At 69.9% G+C, this 20,871-nt stretch carries 18 protein-coding genes; 5 read left to right on the forward strand and 13 right to left on the reverse strand.

All coding sequences use genetic code 11. From position 1 onward, the window contains the following. Positions 1 to 6 precede the first annotated feature (6 nt). The 5 genes from MEBOL_RS02950 to MEBOL_RS02970 all read right to left on the reverse strand — a co-directional run bounded on the left by MEBOL_RS02950 (position 7) and on the right by MEBOL_RS02970 (position 4,256). Positions 7 to 705 (reverse strand): uroporphyrinogen-III synthase, encoded by a 699-nt coding sequence (locus tag MEBOL_RS02950; RefSeq protein WP_245920002.1) that lies wholly within the window; start codon positions 703 to 705, stop codon positions 7 to 9. Positions 706 to 779: 74 nt separating this feature from the next. Beyond that, the gene (hemC, locus tag MEBOL_RS02955; protein ID WP_095975983.1) at positions 780 to 1,718 is read right to left on the reverse strand and encodes a hydroxymethylbilane synthase; all 939 of its coding nucleotides are present in this window, start codon (positions 1,716 to 1,718) and stop codon (positions 780 to 782) included. Beyond that, entirely contained in the window at positions 1,715 to 3,031 is a 1,317-nt protein-coding gene (gene hemA / locus MEBOL_RS02960; RefSeq protein WP_095975984.1) for a glutamyl-tRNA reductase, read from the reverse strand. Before hemA ends, hemC begins: the two co-directional genes overlap by 4 nt. A 2-nt stretch (positions 3,032 to 3,033) precedes the next feature. Next, a complete protein-coding gene (locus MEBOL_RS02965; protein WP_095975985.1) occupies positions 3,034 to 3,843 on the reverse strand; it encodes a cytochrome C assembly family protein in 810 nt (269 codons plus the stop codon). Between the two features lie 29 nt (positions 3,844 to 3,872). Continuing rightward, complete coding sequence (locus tag MEBOL_RS02970; RefSeq protein WP_245919410.1) at positions 3,873 to 4,256, reverse strand: hypothetical protein; 384 nt, start codon at positions 4,254 to 4,256, stop codon at positions 3,873 to 3,875. Positions 4,257 to 4,439: 183 nt separating this feature from the next. On the opposite strand from MEBOL_RS02970, the gene trxA reads away from it, so the two are divergent. Then, positions 4,440 to 4,778 carry a thioredoxin gene (gene trxA / locus MEBOL_RS02975; RefSeq protein ID WP_095975987.1) on the forward strand — a complete coding sequence of 113 codons (339 nt, stop codon included), beginning with the start codon at positions 4,440 to 4,442 and terminating at the stop codon, positions 4,776 to 4,778. A 58-nt stretch (positions 4,779 to 4,836) separates the two neighbouring features. Here the strand turns inward: trxA and MEBOL_RS02980 are convergent, their stop codons facing one another. Further along, positions 4,837 to 5,607, reverse strand: a complete 771-nt coding sequence (locus tag MEBOL_RS02980) for a PilZ domain-containing protein (RefSeq protein ID WP_095975988.1) — start codon at positions 5,605 to 5,607, stop codon at positions 4,837 to 4,839. A 90-nt stretch (positions 5,608 to 5,697) separates the two neighbouring features. Between MEBOL_RS02980 and mgtE the strand changes: the two genes are divergently transcribed. Continuing rightward, positions 5,698 to 7,077, forward strand: coding sequence for a magnesium transporter (mgtE, locus tag MEBOL_RS02985; RefSeq protein WP_095975989.1), 1,380 nt, complete (start codon positions 5,698 to 5,700; stop codon positions 7,075 to 7,077). Here mgtE and MEBOL_RS02990 read toward each other — a convergent pair. The 6 genes from MEBOL_RS02990 to mreC all read right to left on the reverse strand — a co-directional run bounded on the left by MEBOL_RS02990 (position 7,052) and on the right by mreC (position 16,608). Then, positions 7,052 to 8,635, reverse strand: coding sequence for a glycosyltransferase family 39 protein (locus tag MEBOL_RS02990; protein ID WP_095975990.1), 1,584 nt, complete (start codon positions 8,633 to 8,635; stop codon positions 7,052 to 7,054). The genes mgtE and MEBOL_RS02990 overlap by 26 nt on opposite strands. 94 nt (positions 8,636 to 8,729) lie before the next feature. Then, positions 8,730 to 11,930 carry a lantibiotic dehydratase gene (locus MEBOL_RS02995; RefSeq protein WP_095975991.1) on the reverse strand — a complete coding sequence of 1,067 codons (3,201 nt, stop codon included), beginning with the start codon at positions 11,928 to 11,930 and terminating at the stop codon, positions 8,730 to 8,732. 170 nt (positions 11,931 to 12,100) lie between these two features. Next, positions 12,101 to 13,252 carry a rod shape-determining protein RodA gene (gene rodA, locus MEBOL_RS03000; protein ID WP_095975992.1) on the reverse strand — a complete coding sequence of 384 codons (1,152 nt, stop codon included), beginning with the start codon at positions 13,250 to 13,252 and terminating at the stop codon, positions 12,101 to 12,103. Continuing rightward, a complete protein-coding gene (gene mrdA / locus MEBOL_RS03005; RefSeq protein ID WP_095975993.1) occupies positions 13,236 to 15,251 on the reverse strand; it encodes a penicillin-binding protein 2 in 2,016 nt (671 codons plus the stop codon). Before mrdA ends, rodA begins: the two co-directional genes overlap by 17 nt. Further along, positions 15,248 to 15,754: a hypothetical protein gene (locus MEBOL_RS03010; protein ID WP_095975994.1), complete on the reverse strand. Its 507-nt coding sequence runs from the start codon at positions 15,752 to 15,754 to the stop codon at positions 15,248 to 15,250. The genes mrdA and MEBOL_RS03010 overlap by 4 nt, the downstream gene beginning before the upstream one ends. Next, positions 15,751 to 16,608 carry a rod shape-determining protein MreC gene (gene mreC, locus MEBOL_RS03015; protein WP_095975995.1) on the reverse strand — a complete coding sequence of 286 codons (858 nt, stop codon included), beginning with the start codon at positions 16,606 to 16,608 and terminating at the stop codon, positions 15,751 to 15,753. Before mreC ends, MEBOL_RS03010 begins: the two co-directional genes overlap by 4 nt. A gap of 231 nt (positions 16,609 to 16,839) precedes the next feature. On the opposite strand from mreC, the gene MEBOL_RS03020 reads away from it, so the two are divergent. Next, complete coding sequence (locus tag MEBOL_RS03020) at positions 16,840 to 18,405, forward strand: peptidylprolyl isomerase (RefSeq protein WP_095975996.1); 1,566 nt, start codon at positions 16,840 to 16,842, stop codon at positions 18,403 to 18,405. 66 nt (positions 18,406 to 18,471) lie between these two features. Here the strand turns inward: MEBOL_RS03020 and MEBOL_RS03025 are convergent, their stop codons facing one another. Then, positions 18,472 to 19,563 carry a GGDEF domain-containing protein gene (locus MEBOL_RS03025; protein WP_095975997.1) on the reverse strand — a complete coding sequence of 364 codons (1,092 nt, stop codon included), beginning with the start codon at positions 19,561 to 19,563 and terminating at the stop codon, positions 18,472 to 18,474. Positions 19,564 to 19,608: 45 nt separating this feature from the next. Between MEBOL_RS03025 and MEBOL_RS03030 the strand changes: the two genes are divergently transcribed. After that, entirely contained in the window at positions 19,609 to 20,208 is a 600-nt protein-coding gene (locus tag MEBOL_RS03030) for a Maf family protein (protein ID WP_095975998.1), read from the forward strand. Beyond that, entirely contained in the window at positions 20,205 to 20,870 is a 666-nt protein-coding gene (locus tag MEBOL_RS03035; RefSeq protein WP_095975999.1) for a YggS family pyridoxal phosphate-dependent enzyme, read from the forward strand. Before MEBOL_RS03030 ends, MEBOL_RS03035 begins: the two co-directional genes overlap by 4 nt. The last annotated feature ends 1 nt before the right edge of the window (position 20,871 follow it).

Here is a 20,871-nt window from a genome sequence, read left to right on the forward strand (position 1 = left end):
CGCAGTCTATCCGCGAATCGCCCGGATGGTGGCCTCCACGAGCGCCTCGGGAGTGGGACGATCGGCCACGGCCGCCACGGCGAGGCCCAGGTGCGTCAGCGCCGCCGCGGTGGTGGGCCCGATGGCCACCAACCGGGCCGTGCCCAGCCGCTCCCGCCCCGCCTCCTCCAGGAACGACTCCGCGGTCCGGGGCGAGGCGAACAGGGCCACGTCCGGAGGCGCGGCCTCCAGGAGCTCCCGCGCCTCGTCCGGCATCGGAGTGGTCCGGGAGCGGTACGCCGTCACGCGCGTGACCCGCGCGCCCTGCTCCCGCAAGGCCTCCTCCAACTCACGCCGCCCTTCCTCCGCCGCCGGCAACAACACCTCGTCGCCCGGCCGCAACGCGGGACGCAGCACCTCGGCGAGCGATTCCGCCGTGCCCGCGGGAGCCTCGGCGGCCACCTTCAGGCCATGGCCCTCCACGGCGCGCGCGGTCCGCGGACCCACCACCGCCAGACGCACGGACGACAACAGCTCCGTGGTGCCCGCCTCCCGCAGCGCGTCCATCAGCGCCTCCACCGCCGACGGGCTGGCGAACACCACCCACGCATAACGTTGGATGGACTCCACGGCCGCGAGCAGCGGGCGCGCGTCCTCCGGAGGCACCAGCTCCAACAAGGGGACATGCAAGACGTGAGCGCCTTCGTCCTCGAGCAGGAAGCACAGCTCTTCCGCTCGTTCCCGGGGGCGCGTCACGAGAACGCGGATACCTTCGAGTCGCCTTTCCACGGCCCGGAACTCTAGGACTCCGGCGCGGATGCGCGACCAAAATCACGCAGGATGTCCGCCGCTCCACGCGCGAGCAGATCCTCGGCGAGCGCGTCCCCCACCGCGAGCGCGGTTTCCACCGGGCCACTGCGCTCGCCCTCCACCACTTTCGTGCCATCCGGACGTCCCACCAGTCCACGCATGTGGACGGTCTGGCCCACCACGGTGGCATGTCCGGCGAGTGGGACGGTGCAGCCGCCCTCCAACCGGGCCATGAAGGCGCGCTCGGCCGTCACCGCCACGCGCGTGGTGGCGTCTTCCAACGGCGCGAGCAGGCCGCGCACCGCGACGTCCTCGGTGCGGCACTGGATGGCGAGCACGCCCTGCCCCACCGCCGGCAGACTCAAGGAGGTGGGCAACACCTCGGCGATCTCCGACTCCAGGCCCAGGCGCTTGAGGCCCGCGAAGGCGAGCACCGCGCCGTGCAGCTCCAGCTCGCGCATGCGCGCCAGCCGCGTCTGCACGTTGCCGCGCAGGCTGACGATCTCCAGGTCCGGCCTGCGCGCGCGCAGGATGCAGCTGCGCCGCAACGAGGACGTGCCCACGCGCGCGCCTCGTGGCAGCCGCTCGATCGTCAGCCCGGCGGGCCCGCAGAGCGCGTCGCGCGGATCCTCGCGCACGGGCAGCGCCGCCAGCAGCAGCCCCGCGGGCAGCACCGACGTCATGTCCTTGAGGCTGTGCACGGCCAGGTCCGCGCGGCCATCGAGCAGGCACTGCTCGATCTCCTTCACGAACAGCCCCTTGCCCCCCACCGTGGACAACGGCGCGGCCAGGAAGCGATCCCCCGCGGTGGTCATCTCCACGAAGGAGACCTCCAGCCCCGGGTGCAGTTGGGTGAGCAGCGAGCCCACGTGACGGGCCTGCCAGAGCGCCAGCGGACTCTGCCGGGTGGCGATGCGTACGGCCTTCATCCCTTTCCTCCCTGGACCAGCACATTGGGGCCCGTCTTGCCCGGCGGCACGGCGGCGTCCTTCTCCTCCAGGCCGAAGAGTTCGGCGGCGGCGCCCGCGAGCCGGTTGCCCTCATGCTCGGGGCCCACCGCGCGCAACTTCGCCGTGGGCTCGTGCAGCAGCTTGTTGACGATGGCGCGCGCCATGGCCTCGATGCTCTTGCGCTGCTTGTCGTCCAGACTGTCCCCCAGCACGGAGAGCGTGCGCTCCACCTCGGCGCGGGCGATGGCCTCGCCACGCTGGCGCAGCTGGGCGAGCACGGGCACGCCCTGGCGCACGGCGCGCTCGCGCACGAAGCGGGCCACCTCCTGCGCCACCAGCACGCCCGCCTTCTGCGCTTCCTCGGCGCGCGCGGCGGCGTTGTCCGCCACGAACTTCTGGATGTCGTCCAGGTCGTACGCGTGCACCCAGTCCAGCGAGCCCACCTCGGGCGCGATGTCGCGCGGAACCGCCAGGTCCACCATGAAGAGCGGGCGGAAGCGGCGCGCCTTGCCCACCGCGCCCACGTTCTCCTGGGTGAAGATCGGCACGGGCGAGGCCGTGCTGCACACCACCACGTCCGCCTGGGTGAGCAGCGAGAAGAGCTCCTCGAAGGGCCGGGCCGTGGCCCCCACCTCGGCCGCGAGTGCCTCGGCGCGCGCGAGCGTGCGGTTGGTCACCAGGAGCCGCGTGGCGCCGGCCTGCTTCAGATGACGCGCGGCCAGCTCCGACATCTCCCCCGCGCCCACCAGCAGCACTGTCTTGTCCGCGAGCCCGTCGAAGACCTTGCTCGCGAGCGCCACGGCGGCGCTGGCCATGGAGGTCGCGGAGCGGCCGATCGCCGTCTCCGTGCGCACCCGCTTGGCACAACCGAACGCCGCGGCGCACACGCGCGTGAGCTCCCCCCGCACCGCGCCCGAGCCCTGTCCCCGCTCGAAGGCGTCCTTCACCTGGCCGAGGATCTGCGCCTCGCCCAACACCATGGAGTCCAGGCTGGCCGCCACCCGGAACAAGTGCACGAGCGCGTCCTCGCCCTTGTGCTCATAGAGGTGCTCCAGCGTCTCGGGGCCGCCCAGTTGCTCCAGCTCGCCCAGGGCGGTCTGCCGCGCCCGGCTCACGTCGGGCGAGGCCAGGTACAGCTCCACCCGGTTGCACGTGGACACGAGCAGCGCCTCGTGAGGCGACTGGGCCAGGCGCTGCAACAACTCCACCTGACGCGGATCGGAAAGCGCGAGCCGTTCTCGGACGGAGAGCGGCGCCGTGCGGTGCGACAGACCCAAGCACAGGAACTCCATGGCTAGCGCCACCCTCCACCCAGCTGGGCGAAGTCATACGACGAGAGAAAACACAGCAGCAGCAAGCCAAACCCCGTCATGGTCAGCAACGCGACACGCCGTCCCCTCCAGCCACCAAAGAAGCGGGCCCCCACGAGCGCGGCGAACACCACCCACGCCACCAGCGTGGCGATCTGCTTGGACTGCCAGGCCCAGAAGAACCCCGGCGCCGCGCTCGAGAAGAAGGCCCCCGTCACCAGCGTCACCGACAGGGCGATGAAGCCCACCACCACCAGCTGCCGGTTGAGGGTGTCCAGGAATTCCAGCGACGGCAGACGCGCGAAGAGCAGGCCGAAGCGCTTGCCCTTCACCTGCCGCTCCATCAGCAGGTACATCCCCGCCACGCCCGCGGCCACCGCCGAGGCGGCCACCCCCAACAAGGCGATGGTGATGTGCACGGGCAGCAGGGGCCGCTTCACGTCCGGGTGCAGGGGTCCGCCCGCGTCCAGCAACAGGCCCGGCAGCAATACCGCCACCGCCAGGGGCGTGATGAAGGCGCCAATCACCGGCCGACGGTAGCGCACATCCACCACCAGGAAGATGGCCAGCAACAGGAAGGCGAAGGTGGAGAAGCCCTGGGCCACGCCCACCGGGCGTCCCCCCTGCGCCCCGAAGAGGCCGAAGAGCGCCACACCGTGCAGGACCAGCCCCGTGCCCACGAGCCCGCGGCCCGCCATGGCGAGCGCGTCCCATTGCCGGACGAGGTAGACGAGATAGACCAGCGCCGCGACGACATAGGCGTGGCAGGCGAGGGAGACCAGCGCGTGATTCATGGCGGCTACAACCCACGGGGCCGGATGCGTCAGCCCATCTTGTTCAGGAGGAAGGCGGCGAGGAGATCCGTCTCGGAATCGGGCTTGCCCTCCCCGGAATCATCCGAGGAGGCGTCGGGCACCTCGGCCACATAACCGGGAACGACCTCGTACGCCGTGTCCCCGAGCAACACCGAGTCGGCCATCTGCTCGGCCCCCAAGGTCTTGAGCTGCTCCTCGGTCTTCACCTTGGTCACCAGGCCGTTGGTGTCCTCGCCGGTGACGAGCTGGAGGATGTGGACCGCGGGCGTCACCGGGTACACCCCGTCCTCGCCCGTCACCATCAGCACGCCGTCGCGCACATCCGCTTTGTCCTCCAGTGCCCACTCCTCGAGCTGGGTCTGGGGAAGGAAGAGCCTCATCACGGACGGCATTCTACACCTCCCGGCCCCAGGCCGAAGCGCCAACTGGCGACCGGACGAATCCGAGCGCAACGCGCGTGCTCCGTCCGCATCCAAGCAAGCGGAGAACCTGGGAAGGCCGCATGCTTGCGGGCCCGGTAGGCGCGTATTACAGCAAGCGCCATCCTGGGTGGTTCACGGACCGGAGGAGACAAGATGGCTGGCGCTGACGTGTTGAACATCGGAGATGGGAATTTCAAGAAGGAAGTGCTGGAGTCCAAGGAGCCCGTGCTCGTGGACTTCTGGGCCACGTGGTGCGCCCCCTGCCGCGCCATCGCTCCGTCCGTCGAGGCCCTGGCCACCCAGTACAAGGGTCAGGTCAAGGTGACCAAGGTGAACATCGACGAGAACCAGGGCACGGCGCAGGACTACGGCATCCGCTCCATCCCCACCCTGCTCGTCTTCAAGGGCGGCAAGGTCGTGGAGCAGATCGTCGGAGCCGTTCCCAAGGCGCGCATCGAAGACGCGCTGAAGAAGGCCGTCGCCGCCAACTGAGCGGCCCGCCTTCTCGTCGTCGCGCGCGGAGACGCTCACGAGCGCCTCCGCGCGGGGACTACTCGCCCCGCCACGTGTCCGTGGACGTGTGGGCCTTGAGCAGTTCCCACGCCGCGAGCGCATCCACCACCCGCTCCAACTCATTGGACAGGCCCCGGGCGCGGGGCGAGCGCAGGTACTCCTCGGCGAACGCGCGCAGCCGCGTGTCCAGGAAGAGCCGCGCGAGCGCCACCTCCGTCTGGCCGTAGAACTCCTCGAAGCGGATGCCGAAGCCCGAGGGCTCCTCCTCCCGGCGGGGCCGTTGCTCCCGCACGATGCGGGCCCGCGCCTCCACGGGCGGGGCCCCCGGCTCCAGCGAGAAGCGCACGCGCAGCTCGGTGTCCATGGGCAGGAAGAAGGTGCTCTCCAGGAAGGCGCCCCCCACGCTCACGTTGACCGAGCGCAGCGTGGCCGTGAAACGCCGCACACCGGCGTCCTCGATCCACACCTCCACGTTCGTGGCGAGCAGCGCCCGGGGAAAAAGCCGGTGCTCGGTCTCCTCCGCGCCCCCCGGCGCGATGACGGGCGCGAAGAAGGGGCGTGGGGCCGCCGGGGCCGAGGGGGTCGCCGAAAAGCGCGAGAACGGCGCGGGCTTCGTGACGGGTGACACGGGTCGTGGGGGAAGCAAGGACTCCGGGCGTGGGGCCGGAGCCACGGGGGCCGCCGGACGCGGCGGAGCGACCCGGGGCGGAGGCCGCTCGTCCCGGGGTGGCGTGGGCGGCGGGGCCTCCGCGACCACCGGGTTCTTCGTCTGGGCGGATGTCTTCTTGCGCGAGCCCTTGCCGTCCATCGTTTCTCCTCCGGAGCGGGACCGATTTGCATACCCCCGGCGCCTCGTTTCATACACCATGCGCGCCTTCGTCCGCGCCTGGAGATCGCGATGCTGGGAAACCTCCTGAAGCCCGAGTTCGACGAGCTCATCGCCTCCAAGAACTGGAGCGCGTTGCGCGATGCGTTCTCGGAGATGGATCCGGCGGATATCGCCGAGGTCATCGAGGATCTGCCCGCGGACGAGAGCGGCATCATCTTCCGGCTGTTGCCCCGGGACGCGGCGGCGCTCGTCTTCGAGTATCTGCCGCACTCGCAACAGACGGAGATCGTCGAGACGCTGGGCCGCGAGCAGCTCAAGAACCTGCTGGACGAGATGGCGCCGGACGATCGCACACGCCTGCTGGAGGAGCTGCCAGCGGAGGTGACCAAGCGCGTCCTCACGTCCCTGTCGCCCGAGCAGATCAAGCTCGCGCGCACCCTGCTGGGCTATCCGGAGAAGAGCGCCGGCCGCTACATGACGCCGGAGTACCTCACGCTGCCGGGCAACCTGACGGCGGGCGCCGCGCTCGACTACGTGCGCACCCACGGCCAGGGCCGCGAGACGATTCACGTCCTCTATATCGTGGACGAGAAGGGCCGGCTCCTGGACGACGTGCGGCTGTCCTCGCTCGTGATGGCGGACCCGAACACGCTCGTGACGGACATCCATGATCGGCAGCTGGTGAGCATCCCCGCGACGGCGGAGCGCGAGGAGTTCATCAGCATGTTCGAGAAATACGACCGGGTGGCGCTGCCGGTGACGGATTCGCGGGGCGTGCTGGTGGGCATCATCACGGTGGACGACGTGCTGGACGCGGCCGAGGAAGAGGCCACCGAGGACATCCAGCGCATCGGCGGTATGGAAGCCCTCGAGGCGCCCTACATGGACATCGGCATCGTGGACATGCTGCGCAAGCGCGTGGGCTGGCTCACGGTGCTCTTCGTGGGACAGATGTTCACCGCCACCGCCATGGCGCACTACCAGGACGCCGTCGCCCAGGCCGTGTTCCTGAGCACCTTCGTGCCGCTCATCATCTCGTCCGGAGGCAACTCGGGCTCCCAGGCCACCTCGCTCATCATCCGCGCGCTCGCGGTGCGCGACGTGTCACTCCAGGACTGGTGGAAGGTGGCCCTGCGCGAGATCATCAGCGGCCTGGCGCTTGGGGTGTTCCTCGGACTGCTCGGCTTCCTGCGCATCCTCATGTGGCCGGATCGGGAAATCCTCTACGGCCCCTACTTCGCCTGGGTGGGCGCGGCGGTGGGCCTGAGCGTGGTGGGCGTGGTGACGTTCGGCACGTTGTGCGGCTCGATGCTGCCCTTCCTGCTGCGGCGGCTCGGGTTGGATCCCGCCACCGCCTCGGCTCCCTTCGTGGCCACGCTGGTGGACGTCACCGGCGTGGTCATCTACTTCACCGTCATCACCCTCATCCTGACCGGCCGGGCGCTGTAGCGCCGCGCTCCCGGCCCTCGCGCCGCCACCCCTGGCAGTGCCAGAGCCGGTAGGTCGTCACGGGCCGCTCGCCCCGGGTCACCGTCACCGGGGGCAACGGCCGCACCTCGTCACAATGGGCCGCCAGGCGCGTGGACGCGTCGCGCAGCGGCTGCCGGTCATCCGCCACGACGAGGGCGTCCGAATGGGGACCGATGCTGTCCCACCAGAAGTCATAGGCCAGGCCCGAGCCCCCCAGCGCCGGATCCGACTGGGTCTCCGGGTGGTCGGGCAGATAGAAGGCCAGCTCGCTCGCCGTCTTGTAGCCCCACCCCACCACCAGCGGCGGCGGAGCCCCTGGAGTCCCCACCCGCTCGCGCTGGACCTGGACGTGGCGGGCCAACTGGCTCCATCCGCTCACCAGGTTGTCCTTCTCCTTGAAGGGAATGGCCGGCCACAGGGGCATCAAGTACATGCCCAGCACCAACAGCGCGCCCGTGCCCAGGGCGAGGCTCGCGTAGAGCTTCCGGCCCTGGACGCGCCACCCCTCGTGCCACCGGGCCGCGGTCGCCACGAACACACCGATGTACGCGGGCGCCACCCAGTTCATCTTCACCCAGTGCAGGGGGCTCACGCCGGAGAAGATCAGGAGTCCCGGCAGGCTCGCGATGCACAGCAACCGGGCGCGCGAATCGCCCCGGAGCGCGGGCTTCACCAGGAGGATCGCCGAGAGCAGGAGCGACAGATAGAGCAGCGGACCCACCGCCACCGCCTGCAAGCCCAGATAGCGCCCGACCAGGTGGGGCTGAAGCCCATGCACGGTCCGCATCCGCCCCCGCGTCTGGAAGGCGAACGAGGCCCAGTCATGCTGGGCATTCCAGATGAAGACGGGAGAGAAGACGGCGAGCGCCACGAGGAGCGCCAGGTAGGGATGAGGCGAGCGGAGGGACGCACGGCCCCGGGGTGACAACAGCGCCGTCAGGAGGATCTGCGGCGGAAGCAGCGCGGCGGTGTACTTGGACAACATGGCGAACCCGCAGAGCGCGCCCAGCACGTACCAGCGGAAACCGCCCCGGCCCGCGCCCTTCCCGTCCGGGAGGACCAGCTCGCACAGCACGCGGAGCGCCGCCGTCCAGCACAGCACCAGGGGCACATCCGGCGTCATCACCACCGCCCCCAGTCCGAAGAGCACCGTGGCATTGGCGGCGAGGGCCGCGAGCGCCCCCACGGCGGGCGAGTACAGGCGCTTGCCGAGCGAATAGAGCAGCCACGTGAGCAGGGTCATCGACACGACCGAGGGGATGCGCACACCCAGCTCGCTCACGCCCACGAGCTTCACCGACAAGCCGATCAACCATGCGCACATCGGCGGATGATCGAAGTACGACCAGTCCAGGTGCCGGGCGTATTGCCAGTAATAGGCCTCCTGCGGCGCCAACTCCACCTGGGCCGAGTAGAGGAGCCGAAGCACGGCCAGCACGCCACTCGCCACCAGCACCCGCCTCGTCCAGACCGGGGCGGAAGACGCATCGGCCGCGCCCATCGCCTGTTCCGGAGAGGCTCCTGCCATCCACTTCATCGAAGACTCCTCGACACGGGTGCACCGGTCCGTCTCTCGGACCGGGCTCCAGCGTGCCGGGAAGATGCCCGACGCCGGAGCACCCGGCCAGGGGTCAGCGCCCTTTGCGCAGCCGCGCCAGCCGGGACCGGTACAGGCGGGTCAGGAAATCATGGAGGATGAGTTCCTGGGGCCGTGACTCGTCCGTCAGCATCCGGTTGACGTGCAGGTGCAGGTAGCTGTCGGCCAGCACCTCCAGGGGGAGGTCCAGCATCCCTTCCCGCTCGGCCTGGAGCAGGCGCTCCACCACCGGACGGAGCCGTTCACCCCGCCGCGCCCAGACGGGAGGGGGGTCGCCCGAGAGCGATGTCTCCAGGAAGCGGCTCTCGCGGCGGTAGCGCTCTCCCAATTGCACCTCGAACGACTTGTCCACCTGGAACTCGGTGCCGAAGCCAGCGCGCGCCCGGCTCACCACCTCCAGCTTCCGCTCCAGCGAAAACCCCAGTGCATCCAGGAGCGCATCCATCCCCTGGAGCGTCAAGCGCCAGCGCTGCTCACGCTCCGTGTCCGCGCCTTCCACTCGGAGGAGGGAAAGCACCGCGTCGCTGTCGGCCTGGAACAGCGCCTCCGCCAACTCGATGCCCACCGGGCCGCCATAGCGCTCCACCTCGCGCTCGTAGGTGTCCCACTGCAAACGCCAGGCGTGGCCCGCCTCCATCGCGGCCGCGCAGGCGGAGCGCAGCAGCGGCCAGACCTCCGCCTCCAACCGTCGAGGCTCACCCTGGAAGCGCAGGCGCAAGTGCGCGTCCGGGTCCCAATAGCGCAGGAAGAACCAGCGCTCCGCCGCTCCCGTGGCGAGGACCTTCTCGATGGCCTCACCCAGGGAGCCCGCGAGCAGCCGATCCAACGTCGCGGGCCCCGCGTGGAGCTTGAGGTAGAGCCATTCCGAGCCGGGCGCGAAACCGCGGCGCACACGAGGGGCGGCCATCTCGGAGGCACACATCGGCCGCGAGGGCGCCACGATGGAGCGCGTGCGCACGAAGGGCACCACCAGCTCGTGCACGTAGCCCCCCTCCTCTCCCCGCGCGCACAAGGCCTCGGGGCCGGGGAACAACTCCTCCAGGGTGGCGCGAGGCCTGTCCTTGATGGCCTGCACGAGCGTGTCCACGCTCAACACGTTGTCCAGGTCGATGGGGAGCTGGTTGTCCTCGTCGCGCAGGCAGATCCACCGGGGCAGACGGGCCTCGTGGCGGAAGCGTTGCACGGCGTCGAAGCGCTCGGCGTCGCGCGCCCGGCCCCAGGCCTCGAGCCGCGGAGCCTCCATGTTCCAACACGCGAGCGACAACACCGTGCGGCCGTACACCACGCGGGGAAGAAAGGAGGAGCGCGCCAGGGGTCCCCAGGAGAACTGGAGCCACGAGGCATGCGTGTGCTGCAACTGCCCCAGGAAGCGGTAGATGTTCAGCCCATAGGACGCATAGTTGTGGGCGTTGCTCATCCTCGGGACGATCTCCCGGCCCAGACGTTTCGAGCGCAGGACGACGCGGCTGCCCTCCACGGACACCCAGAGGTCCGACAGGAGGATGCGCTGCTCCGGCCCGGCTCCCGACTCGCCCAGGAAGACGAGATCGTTCGGGCGCAGCCGCGGACGGCAGGTGACGTTGCCCATGCGATCCTGCGGAAGGTGAACCACCTCGGCGAAAAGGACGTCGGGGCGCAGCGCCTCCTCGGCGCGCAGGTGCTCCCGGACTCGCGCCTCCAAAGCCGGCTCCCCGTGGCAGAAACGGCCCAGGTAGGAGCCCGCCGAGGGGCCATGCAGGTTCTCTAGCAGGAGCTGGAAGCGGCCCTGGTCCACCGCCTCGGCGGACTCGCCCACCAGGGTGGCCACCACGCCGAAGGCGTCCGGAAGCGACACCGGCTCGTGGATCTCCATCGCCTTCAGATCCTCGTCCGTGAGCTCGAGTTCCCGGGCGTCCGTGCCCCGTACGTCCTCGAGCCTCCTCAAGAGATGGGCCCACCGCGCGCTCCACCGGCCCTCCTCCTCCTGGCGCCCTCGCGGGAGGACGAATCCCCCCAGCAGGGGACCCGTGCTCCGGCCCGGCCCCCGCGAGAACACGGCACCCACGCCGTTCTCCTCGTCCAGTGCCTCGGCCAGCGGCACGCAGCGGCTCTCATAGCGTTCGAGAAAGCGCTGGCGGAAGCGCTCCAGGAGCGAGTTCCCCGAGCGGCGGGGCGTCATCCGGCGCAGCGCCTCGAGTCCTCGCAGCATCTCGTCCACCACGGGCGATGACAGGGTGGCATCTGGGATGGAGCGGAACATGTCCACCTGGAAGAGCCGGGGCAGTTCCACGGGGACGGGAAGGGGCTCCAGCGCATGCGCCACCTCGCGGTAGGCGTCCGGAGACAGCCCCAGGGGCTGCGCATCGATGAGGGCCAAGGCCCGCTGGACGGAGGAAAGACGCTCGTGCACCTCATTCAGGGCGGGCACGTCCCGGGCCTGTTCGAGCAGGTGCGGGACGGGCTCGGGTCCGGTGAGCGTGGGAGCCCAGGTGGGCAGCAGGAGTTGCTCGCGCACCAGGGTCTCCACATAGGCGAGCGCTTCCTCGTAGGAGACGCCGGCGACCTCGTCCACCAGGGCACTCGCCAGTCGCGGGAGCGTCGCACCGGAGCCCGCGCGCTCCAGGGTGGCCTCCAGGTGGGGTGCGGACTCGACGGCGGTCAGATGGTAGGAGCGCTCGCGCCCGCGCGACCGCATCTCCAGGTAGCGCCACTGCCCGGCGAGCCGGTAGAGGCTGGAGTTGGGCAGGTAGCGCAGCGAGCGCCGCACCTCGGGCTCCCGCCGCACGCGCTCCACCAGCGCGCAGACGTAGTCCATGTCCAGCCGCGTGTGCCGGCGCAGGGCCATGCGCCCGGGGATGTGCAGATGGGTGCGCTCCGCCAGGTGGCCCACGGACAGCCCCGCGAACAAGCCAAAGGGCGTGGCGCGGCCGGCCATGCGCGCGAAGTAGCGCACCAGGGTCCGCTCCACCTTCTGTCCCCGCTCCGACTCCGGCGCGGACTCCCAGGCCGGGAGGCTGTCCATCAACATGGGCGAGGCCACGAAAAGCGCCTCGCGCACGAGTGGATCGGCCGCCCACCGCCGCAACCGCTCGCGCAACCGGACGCGGTCCCGCGCCAGCGCCTCCTCGCGCGCTTCCGGACGAGCCGCCGGAGCCTCCAGCCCCTCGCCCCAGGCGCCCAGCGCGTCGAAGGACAGCAACGGCGTGCGCAAGGCGAAGAAACCGGACGGAACGATGCCAGACGCGTGCTCGGACATGGACTCCCCCCCGCGGGGCAGCCCGCCGCCCCGGTCTCGAGGAGAACCCTAGCAGGACCCCCGAGGGTCCCCACCGGGGCACACCGCGCCAACTCTCCGATAGACGACGCCGCCCCCGCCCTCGCGCGGATGGGGCGGCGCTTTCTGTCCGGCCCCGGACGGACCGCCGCTCAGAACATGTGGCGGCGCATGCTGATGTTCACGAGCAACCCGATGCAGAGCATCACGCTCACCAGCGAGGAGCCTCCGTAACTCAGCAGCGGCAGGGTGATGCCCGTCACCGGCAACAAGCCAATCACCATGCCGATGTTCTCGAACACCTGCCAGAAGATCATCGCCACCACGCCCACGGCGGCGAAGGCGCCGAAGCGATCCCGGGCGTTGAAGCCCACGCCCAGTCCCATGATGAAGACGAGCCCGTAGAGCACCAGCAGCAGCACGCACTTGAGGAAGCCATGCTCCTCGGCCCACACGGAGAAGATGAAGTCCGTGTGCTGCTCGGGAAGGAAGGACAGACCCGTCTGGGTGCCCTCCTTCCAGCCCTTGCCGTGCAGGCCTCCGGAGCCCACGGCGATCTTCGACTGGGCCGCGTGGTAGCCACTGCCGCGCAGGTCCGACTCCGGATCCAACCACCCGGAGATGCGCTTGCTCTGGTGGGGCTTGAGCAGGTGCCGCACGACGGTGGTGCGCGGCTCGGGCATCTCCCGCACGTAGTCATTCCAGATGATGCCCGCCCCCGTGAGGAAGCCCGCGACGATCACCGCCACCAGGTACCAGCGCACCTTGCCGAACAGGATGACCGTCGCCGAGGACAGGAGGATCATCAGCGCCGTGCCCAGGTCCGGCTGCACCAGCACGAGCACGGTGGGCACCATGACCACGAGCACCGGCTTGATCAGGCGCTTGATGCCATAGGAGCCCTCTCCCGGCTTGAAATCATCGTGGTAGACCTTGGCCAGCATGAGCAGCACGCCGATCTTCATGAACTCGGCGGGCTGGACGCGGATGGGGCCCAGGACGAACCAGCTCTCCGCGCCCTTGGCCTTGTGGCCAAACACCCGCAGCGCGAGCAGCGCCACGATGTTGAGCACGTAGATGGGCAGCGCCATGTTCTTGATGACGCGGTAGTCCACCAGGCACACGATGAGCGCGGCCAGGAAGCTCACCCCCACGTACGCCGCCTGACTCGTCCACACCGGAGAGGCTTGCGAACGGGAGGCCGAGGCCAGGTTGAAGATGCCCAGCCCCACCACCGCGAGCACGCTGAGGATCAGGCCCCAGGGGACATGGGGCAACATGCGCCGCTCAATGCGCAGCTGCATTCGAGCCTCCCGTTCCCCCGGCGGGGAGCGCGCCCCGGGTGAGCGTGCTTTCGTCTTGAGCCGACGCGGAGGAGGCGTAGGGCGTGTCCACCCGCGGCGGCGGTCTGGTGGCGTCCTCCTTCTTCAACTCGAAGTACTTCTGGATGACCGCCATGCCAGCGGGCGCGGCGTCGACGCCACCGTGTCCGCCATGCTCGTTGAGCACCACCACGGCGATCTCCGGCTCATCCGCCGGGGCGATGCCCGCGAACCACGCGTGGTCGCGCTGGAAGAAGTCCATCTGGTGTTCCTTGAGACGGATGGCGCCGATGGCCGCCACCTGCGCGCTGCCCGTCTTGCCCGCCACCACGACGTCCTTGAGGTGCTCCCGAACGCCCGCGGCGGCGCGGTAGGCCGTGCCTCCCGGCTCGTTCACCGTCGCCACGAGCGCGTCCATCACCGACTTGCGATGCGCCTCGGGGATCGCCACCTTGCGCACGACCTGGGGATCGAACTTCTCCACGACGCTGCCATCCAGTCCCTCCACCCGCTCGACGAGCTGCGGCTTGAGCAGCGTGCCGCCGTTGGCGATGGCCGCGTAGAGCATGACGACCTGCAGCGGCGTGGCGTTGACGTCGCCCTGGCCCATGACGCTGTTGAGCGCCATGCCCTTGGTGTAGCCACCGGGGGACACCTTGTCGTGGTACTCGCTGGACGGCATGATGCCCGGCACCTCGGCGAGCACGCCAATGCCCGTGGGCGCGCCCAGGCCCAGCGCCTTGCCCATGTCGGCGATGGGATCCAACCCGATGGTGTCCGCCACCTTGTAGAACCAGGCGTCGCACGAGTACTGCAGTGCCGTCTTGCCATTGACCGGCCCGTGGCCGCTGTCCTTGTGGCAGCGCCAGGCCCGCGCGCCGAGCCGGTAGCTGCCCGTGCAGGTCACCACGGTCTCCGGCCGGAACAGGCCCGACTTGTAGGCCGCCAGCGTGGAGATCACCTTGAAGGTGGAGCCGGGGCTGAAGTGGTTGGCGGAGACGCGGTTGACCATCGGCTGGAGCGGATCCCTCGCCAGCGCGTACATCTGCGACGAGGTGATGCGGCCGGTGAGCAGGTTGGAGTCGAAGCCGGGGCGCGACACCAGCGCGCGGATGAAGCCCGTCTTCACATCCACCACCACCAGGGCACCCGCGGAGCCCGGAAAGGCCTGCTCGGCGGCCTCCTGCAGGCGCATGTCGAGCGACAGCACCAGGTTGTTGCCCGGCCGCGACGGCACCTGGGTGTCCTTGCCCAGCTTGTCGTTGAACTCCTCGAGCACCCGGCCGCGCGCGTTGACGACTTCCTTGCGCACACCGTCCGTGCCGCACAGCGCGGACTCGAACGAGCGCTCCAGGCCGCGCCGCCCGATGTAGTCGCCCAGCGCGTAGCGGCCGCCCTCGGCGTTGAGGCGCTCGAGCTCGTCCGGGTTGATCTCGTTCATGTAGCCGAGCACGTGCGAGAGCACGCTCCCGGTGCGGTAGTTGCGGTGCGGCACGGGCACCACTTCCACGCCGTCGAGCATGTCGCGCCGGGCGTTGATGCGGTCGTACTCGTCGCGGGTCAGGTCCACGCGCACCGGCAGGGGGATGAAGGGAGCCGCGCGGCGCGCGATGCGGATTTGATCCTCCATGCGCTTGCGCGTGGCCTCGTCCCAGCCGAGCAGCTCGCCCAGCCGTGGCAGCACTTCATCCGCGCAGTTGGTGCAGAACGCCGGGGTGACGAAGGCGTCGAACGAGGGGCGGCTGTCCACGAGGATGGTGCCCCGGCGATCCTTGATGAGGCCGCGATCGGCGCGCAGGCGCACTTCCTTCACGAAGTTGGCCACGCTCTTGGCGGCGTACTCCTCGCCCTGGGTGATCTGCAGCCGGTAGAGCTGCACGGCGAGCACCACCAGGCCCAGCACCATGGCCAGGCCCAACCACACGAAGCGGCGCTTGAGATCGCGCCCGGGCGTCGTCTCGGACAGGGTGGGAGGCGTCAACGCAGCAACCCCGCGGAGGAGGTACGGTCCTGCGACACCTCGAAGCGCCGCAGCAGGGGATAGAGCAACGCCGCCGCCAGGCCCGTGAGCGTCACCTGCAACGGCAGGCCCGGCAGGAGCGCCGACGCCGAGCCATCCTTGGTGGTGAGCCAGGTGAAGAAGCTCGCGAGGGCCCCATGGGTCAGGTCTCCGCCCATGGCGAAGAGGACGAAGGTGGCCCGGCCCCGCACGTCCGTCAAGCGCGCCACCAGCTTGCCCAGCAGGAAGATGAAGACGGCCAGGAAGGTGAACAGGCCCGTCGGCTGGCCGCTCATCAGATCGAGCAGGTAGCCCACGGCGAAGGAGGAGATGGCCCCCTCCAGCATGCTGGCGCGCAGGGCCAGGAAGGCCACGAGCACCACCGTCACGTCGATGCGGCTGATGGCCAGTCCCAGCTGCTGCACCAGCACCGACTCCAGGGTCAGCAGCAACAGCGCCAGGCCCACGGTGACCAGGAACTTCATCGCGTGCCTCCCTCGCCCTGCGACTGGGCCATGGTGCCAAAGGGATTGCCCCGCACGAGCACTTCCTCCAGCCGCGTGGTGTCCACCGCGGGCACGATGTCTCCGCCCAGGAACATGCCGTGCTCCGTCTTCTCCAGGTGCGTCACCTTGCCCACCACCAGGCCCGGCGGGTACACGCCGTCCGTGCCCGAGGTGATGATGAGATCGCCCTCCTGGATGTCCTCGGTGCGCAGCATGTTCTCCAGTTGCAGGGGACCCTTGCCCGCCCCCGCCGCCGTGCCCCGCGAGCGCGAGCGCTGCACACGCACACCCACCCGGCTCTGCGCGTCCGTCACCAGCGCCACGTCCGCCCATCCGCCCGTCGTGCGCACCACCTGGCCGACGATGCCGTCCGGCGTCACCACGGACATGCCGCGGAACACCCCATCCGACTCCCCCCGGTTGATGCGCACGGAGAGCAGCTTGCTCACCGGGTTGACGCCGATGACCCGCGCGGCGATGTCCGGCCCCGGCGAGGCCTCCGAGTAGCCGAGCAGGCCGCGCAGCCGGTCGTTCTCCACCCGGGCCTCGCCCAGCGCCTGCACGGTCGCCCGGAGCTGCAGGTTCTCCGCGCGCAGCTGCTCGTTCTCCTGCCGCACCTCGCGCAGGTCCAGGTAGCCGTACACCACGGCCTTCACCCCGTCGATGAGGCCCACCAGCCCGCGTTGCACGGGGGCGGTCAGGCCAATGACGGCGCGGTCCACGACATTGGGTTCCCGGCCGCGTCGCCCCGTCGTCAGGAAGGATCCGAACGGGTAGAGCAGCAGGGCTCCCACGATGAGCAGTGTCCGGTAGCGCTTGAGAAGCGACAACACTTCGTGAAGGTCCGTGTGGGAGAGGGGGAGCGGAGAGGAGGCAGGGGAGGCGCTAACTACTCTGAATCGCTTGCTTTATCCGGGGTGTTGCTCTAGGCAGTCAAGGTCTTCACGGAGGAGGACGTCACAACGTCCTGCTTCCGACCGGGCACCCAACACACGCGCGCCGCGAATCCTTCCAATCGGAGGGTTTTCCCGGCGCTTTCAAGGCACGGAAACGGTCACGGCATCATGGGCTCTCTGGATCCGCGAAAGGTCTTCTCGCTCCTCTTCATCATCGCGATCGCGGTGGTGTTCACCGTGCAGTTCGGCCCGGGCAACAACGGGTTCGCCAACACGGGAACGGGCGCTGCTCCCTCGGCCGCCGCGGTGGTCAACGGCAAGGAAATTCCCGCCAACGAGTTCCTGCGCGAGTATGCCGGCCAGCTGCAGTACCTGCGGCAGCAGGGCCAGCCCATCACCGAGGCGGTCGCCCGGCAGTTCGGTCTGCCCCAGACGGTGCTGGACCGGCTCGTGAACACGGAGCTGCTGTCCCAGGCCGCCGAGAACCACGGCGTGCGCGCCTCGGACGAGGAGATCCTGAAGATCCTCCAGCGCAGCCCCGAGTTCCAGAAGGACGGCCAGTTCGACTACGCCACCTACACCCAGGTGCTGCGGGACTACATGCGCCAGTCGCCGGCGGACTACGAGGAGTCCCTGCGCAAGCGCCTGACGGCCCAGAAGATGCTGGGCGTGGTGCAGAACGGCGTGGTCGTCTCCGACGACGAGGTGCGCGCCCGCTTCGAGAAGGAGGGCAACCAGGCCCGCGTCGTGTTCGCCCGCTTCCTGCCGAGCATGTATGCGGGCAAGGTCACCGAGCCGACCGCCGCCGACCTGACGGCCTTCAAGCAGGGGCACGAGAAGGAAATCAAGGAGTACTACGAGACCAACCGCTTCCTGTACCAGCAGCCCGAGCGCATCCGCGCGAGCCAGGTGCTGCTCAAGGTCGCCCCCGACGCCACGCCGGAGCAGAAGGCCCAGGTGCTCGCGCGCGCCCAGGCGCTGCTCAAGGAGATCGAGGGGGGCAAGGACTTCGCCGAGGTGGCGCGCACGAGCAGCGAGGACCCCGGCACCCAGGCGAACGGCGGGGATCTGGGCTGGGTCGAGCGCGGTAACTGGGAGCCGGCGCTGGCCGACGCGGCCTTCTCGCTCGAGGCGGGCAAGGTGACCCAGCCGGTGGAGACGAAGTACGGCGTGCACCTGGTGAAGGTGGAGGAGAAGAAGCCGGTCCAGGACAGGTCGCTGGAGCAGGTGCAGGACGAGATCGCCACCTCGCTCTACAAGAAGGACAAGGCCCAGGCACTCGCCCGCGCCGAGGCGGACAAGGCGCTCGCCACGGTCAAGGGCGGCAAGAGCATCACCGACCTCTTCCCCCCAGAGAAGGAGGGCCAGCCGGCGCTCCTGCGCTTCGAGACCGAGACGCGTCCGGAGGCCGTCCAGACGGACACCTTCACCGCCGCCGCCACCAACGTGCCCCACCTGGGCCCGGCGCCCGACCTGGTCACCGCCATCTTCGCCACCCAGGGCCCCACCCGGCTCGAGCAGCCCTACGCCGTGGGCGAGGGCTTCGTGATCGCCCAGGTGACGGAGCGCCAGCTGCCGGATGACGCGAAGTTCGCCGAGAAGAAGACCGAGCTGCGCCAGCAGGCCCAGCAGGCCAAGCAGTACGAGGTGGCCGACTCCTTCCTCAAGTCGCTGCGCAAGAGCGGCAAGGTGGAGACCAACCCCACCGTGCTCGACCAGGCCGTGGGCGGCTAGTCCGCCGGGGCACCCGCCCCGCGGCCCCCAGGGGCGCTTCCTCCCTCGTGGAGGAGCGCCCCTTCTTCATTTCTTGTCCAGCCGAGGCACCCTGCCGCCGGGCCGCTCCATCTGGGGCACGGCGACGCAGATGTCATCGCGGCCCCGGGCCTTGGCGGCGTACATGGCGAAGTCCGCCGCCCGCACCAGGTCCACCGCGGACAGGGCGTGCTCGGGGTAGGTGGCCACGCCCAGGCTCGCCGTCACCTGGAGATCCAACTCCGCCACCTGCTGGAAGCGCTGGCTGCGGAAGGCATCCCGGATGCGGGTGGCCGTCGTGACCGCCCCATCCGTGCCCGTCTCCACCAGCAGCAGGGCGAATTCATCCCCGCCATAGCGGAAGACGTAGTCGAGCTGGCGGCAGCACGACATGAGCAGATCTCCCACCTCGCGCAGCACGGCGCTGCCCACCAGGTGCCCGTGGGCGTCGTTGATGGACTTGAAGTGATCCAGGTCCAGGAAGACGAGCGACACCGGGTGATGGAAGCGCTGGGAGCGGCGGACCTCGTGCTCCAGTTGGGCGCGCAGATGTCGGGCATTGTAGACGCCCGTGTGCTCGTCCTTGATGGTGAGTTCCTGCACCCGCCGGAAGTTGCGCGCGTTCTCGATGGCGATGGCCGCGAAATCCGCGATGGCCGTGAGCGCCATCAGGTCTTCCTGGGTGAAGGGCCGGTCGGTGATGCCGTTGACCAGCTCGATGACGCCCAGCACCTGCCCCCGGGCGATGAGCGGCACGGCCACGATGGAGCGGGTGCGGAAGGTGGAGGCGGCGTCGAAGCGGGCGGCGAAGGCCGGGTCATGCGACACGTCCGCCACCAGCCGGGCCGTGCCCGTGGAGAAGACGGTGCCGGCGATGCCCTCCCCCGGCGCGAGCTGCAGGCCCTTGAGGACTTCCGCCCCCTCGCCCACGGCGATCTCGAAGTAGAGCTTTCCCGTCCGCTCGTCCTGCAGCAGCAAGGACCAGTTCCGAGGCCGCAGCAGGCTGCGCACCTTCTCCATCATCAAACTGAGGACCTCGCGCAACTCGAGCGTCGAGGTCAACGCCTTGGCGATGTCGTTGTAGGCGGCGAGTTGCTCCACCGTGCGCGTCATGGCCGCGAGCAGGTCCGCGGGATTCATCCAGATCCACTCCAGGGCCCGGTTCTGCTAGAGGCGAGCCGTAACATGCACACACCAGTGGGTCAAACCCAGCTCGTTCTCGCCTCCGCGTCGCCGCGGCGGCGGGAGTTGCTCGGCCAGCTCGGCCTCGCCTTCGAGGTCTCGGCCGCGGACATCGACGAAACCCCCCGGGCGGGCGAGACCGCGGGAGCCTACGTGCTGAGGCTGGCCCAGGAAAAGGCGCGAACGGTGGCCACCCGGCGCCCGGGCACCTGGGTGCTGGCGGCGGACACCACCGTGGCGCTCGAGGACACCCTGCTCGGCAAACCCCATGACGCAGCCGAGGCCCGGCGAATGCTCGGCCTGCTGTCGGGCAGGACACACGAGGTCCATACGGGCGTGGCGCTCGCGGGCCCCGGCGCCGAGCACGCCACCGTGGTGCGCACCCGCGTCACGTTCCGGTCCCTGAGCCCGGAGGAAATCACCTGGTATGCCGCAACGGGGGAACCCCTGGACAAGGCGGGCAGCTACGCCATCCAGGGCAAGGGCGGTTTCCTGGTGGCGTCGGTGGAAGGGAGTCCCACGAACGTGATCGGCCTGCCGCTGGGGGAGACGCTGGAATTGCTCGGCCGGGCGGGACTGGCCCTGCCCTGGAGCGCGCGATGAGCGGGCTCGCCGAGCGGCTGGCGGAAGTGCGCGCCCGGATGGCGGCGGCCTGTGCCCGGGTGGGACGGGCCCCCGAGTCCGTCACGCTGGTGGCCGTGTCCAAGCTCAAGCCGGGGGCCCTCATCCGCGAGGCGTACGCCGCGGGGCAGCGGGACTTCGGGGAGAACTACGCCCAGGAGCTGCGCGACAAGGCCGTGGAGCTGGCGGACCTGGAAGGCCTGCGCTGGCACGCCATCGGCCCGCTGCAGACGAACAAGGTGAAGTACGTGGCGAAGGTGGCGCACGCCTACCACGCGTTGGAGCGGCTGGAGGTGGCCCAGGAGCTCTCGCGGCGCCGGCTGGACGCGCCCCTGCCCTGCCAGGTGGAGGTGAATGTAGGGGGAGAGGCGAGCAAGAGCGGCCTGTCCCCCGAGGCCCTCGGACCCTTCCTGGACGCCGTCCGCGCGCTGCCGGGGCTCCGGGTGGAGGGGCTCATGTCGCTGCCGCCCCCTACCGAGGACGAAGCGGTGGCGCGGGGCTACTTCCGGACCTTGAGGGAGCTGGCCCGGAAGCACGGACTGCCGGGCCTGTCCATGGGCACCACCCACGACTTCGAGCTCGCCATCGAGGAAGGCGCCACCCTGGTGCGCGTGGGCACCGCCCTCTTCGGCGAGCGCGGCTGAG

It is taken from the genome of Melittangium boletus DSM 14713 (assembly GCF_002305855.1).
In the GTDB taxonomy this organism is placed as follows: Bacteria; Myxococcota; Myxococcia; order Myxococcales; family Myxococcaceae; genus Cystobacter; species Cystobacter boletus.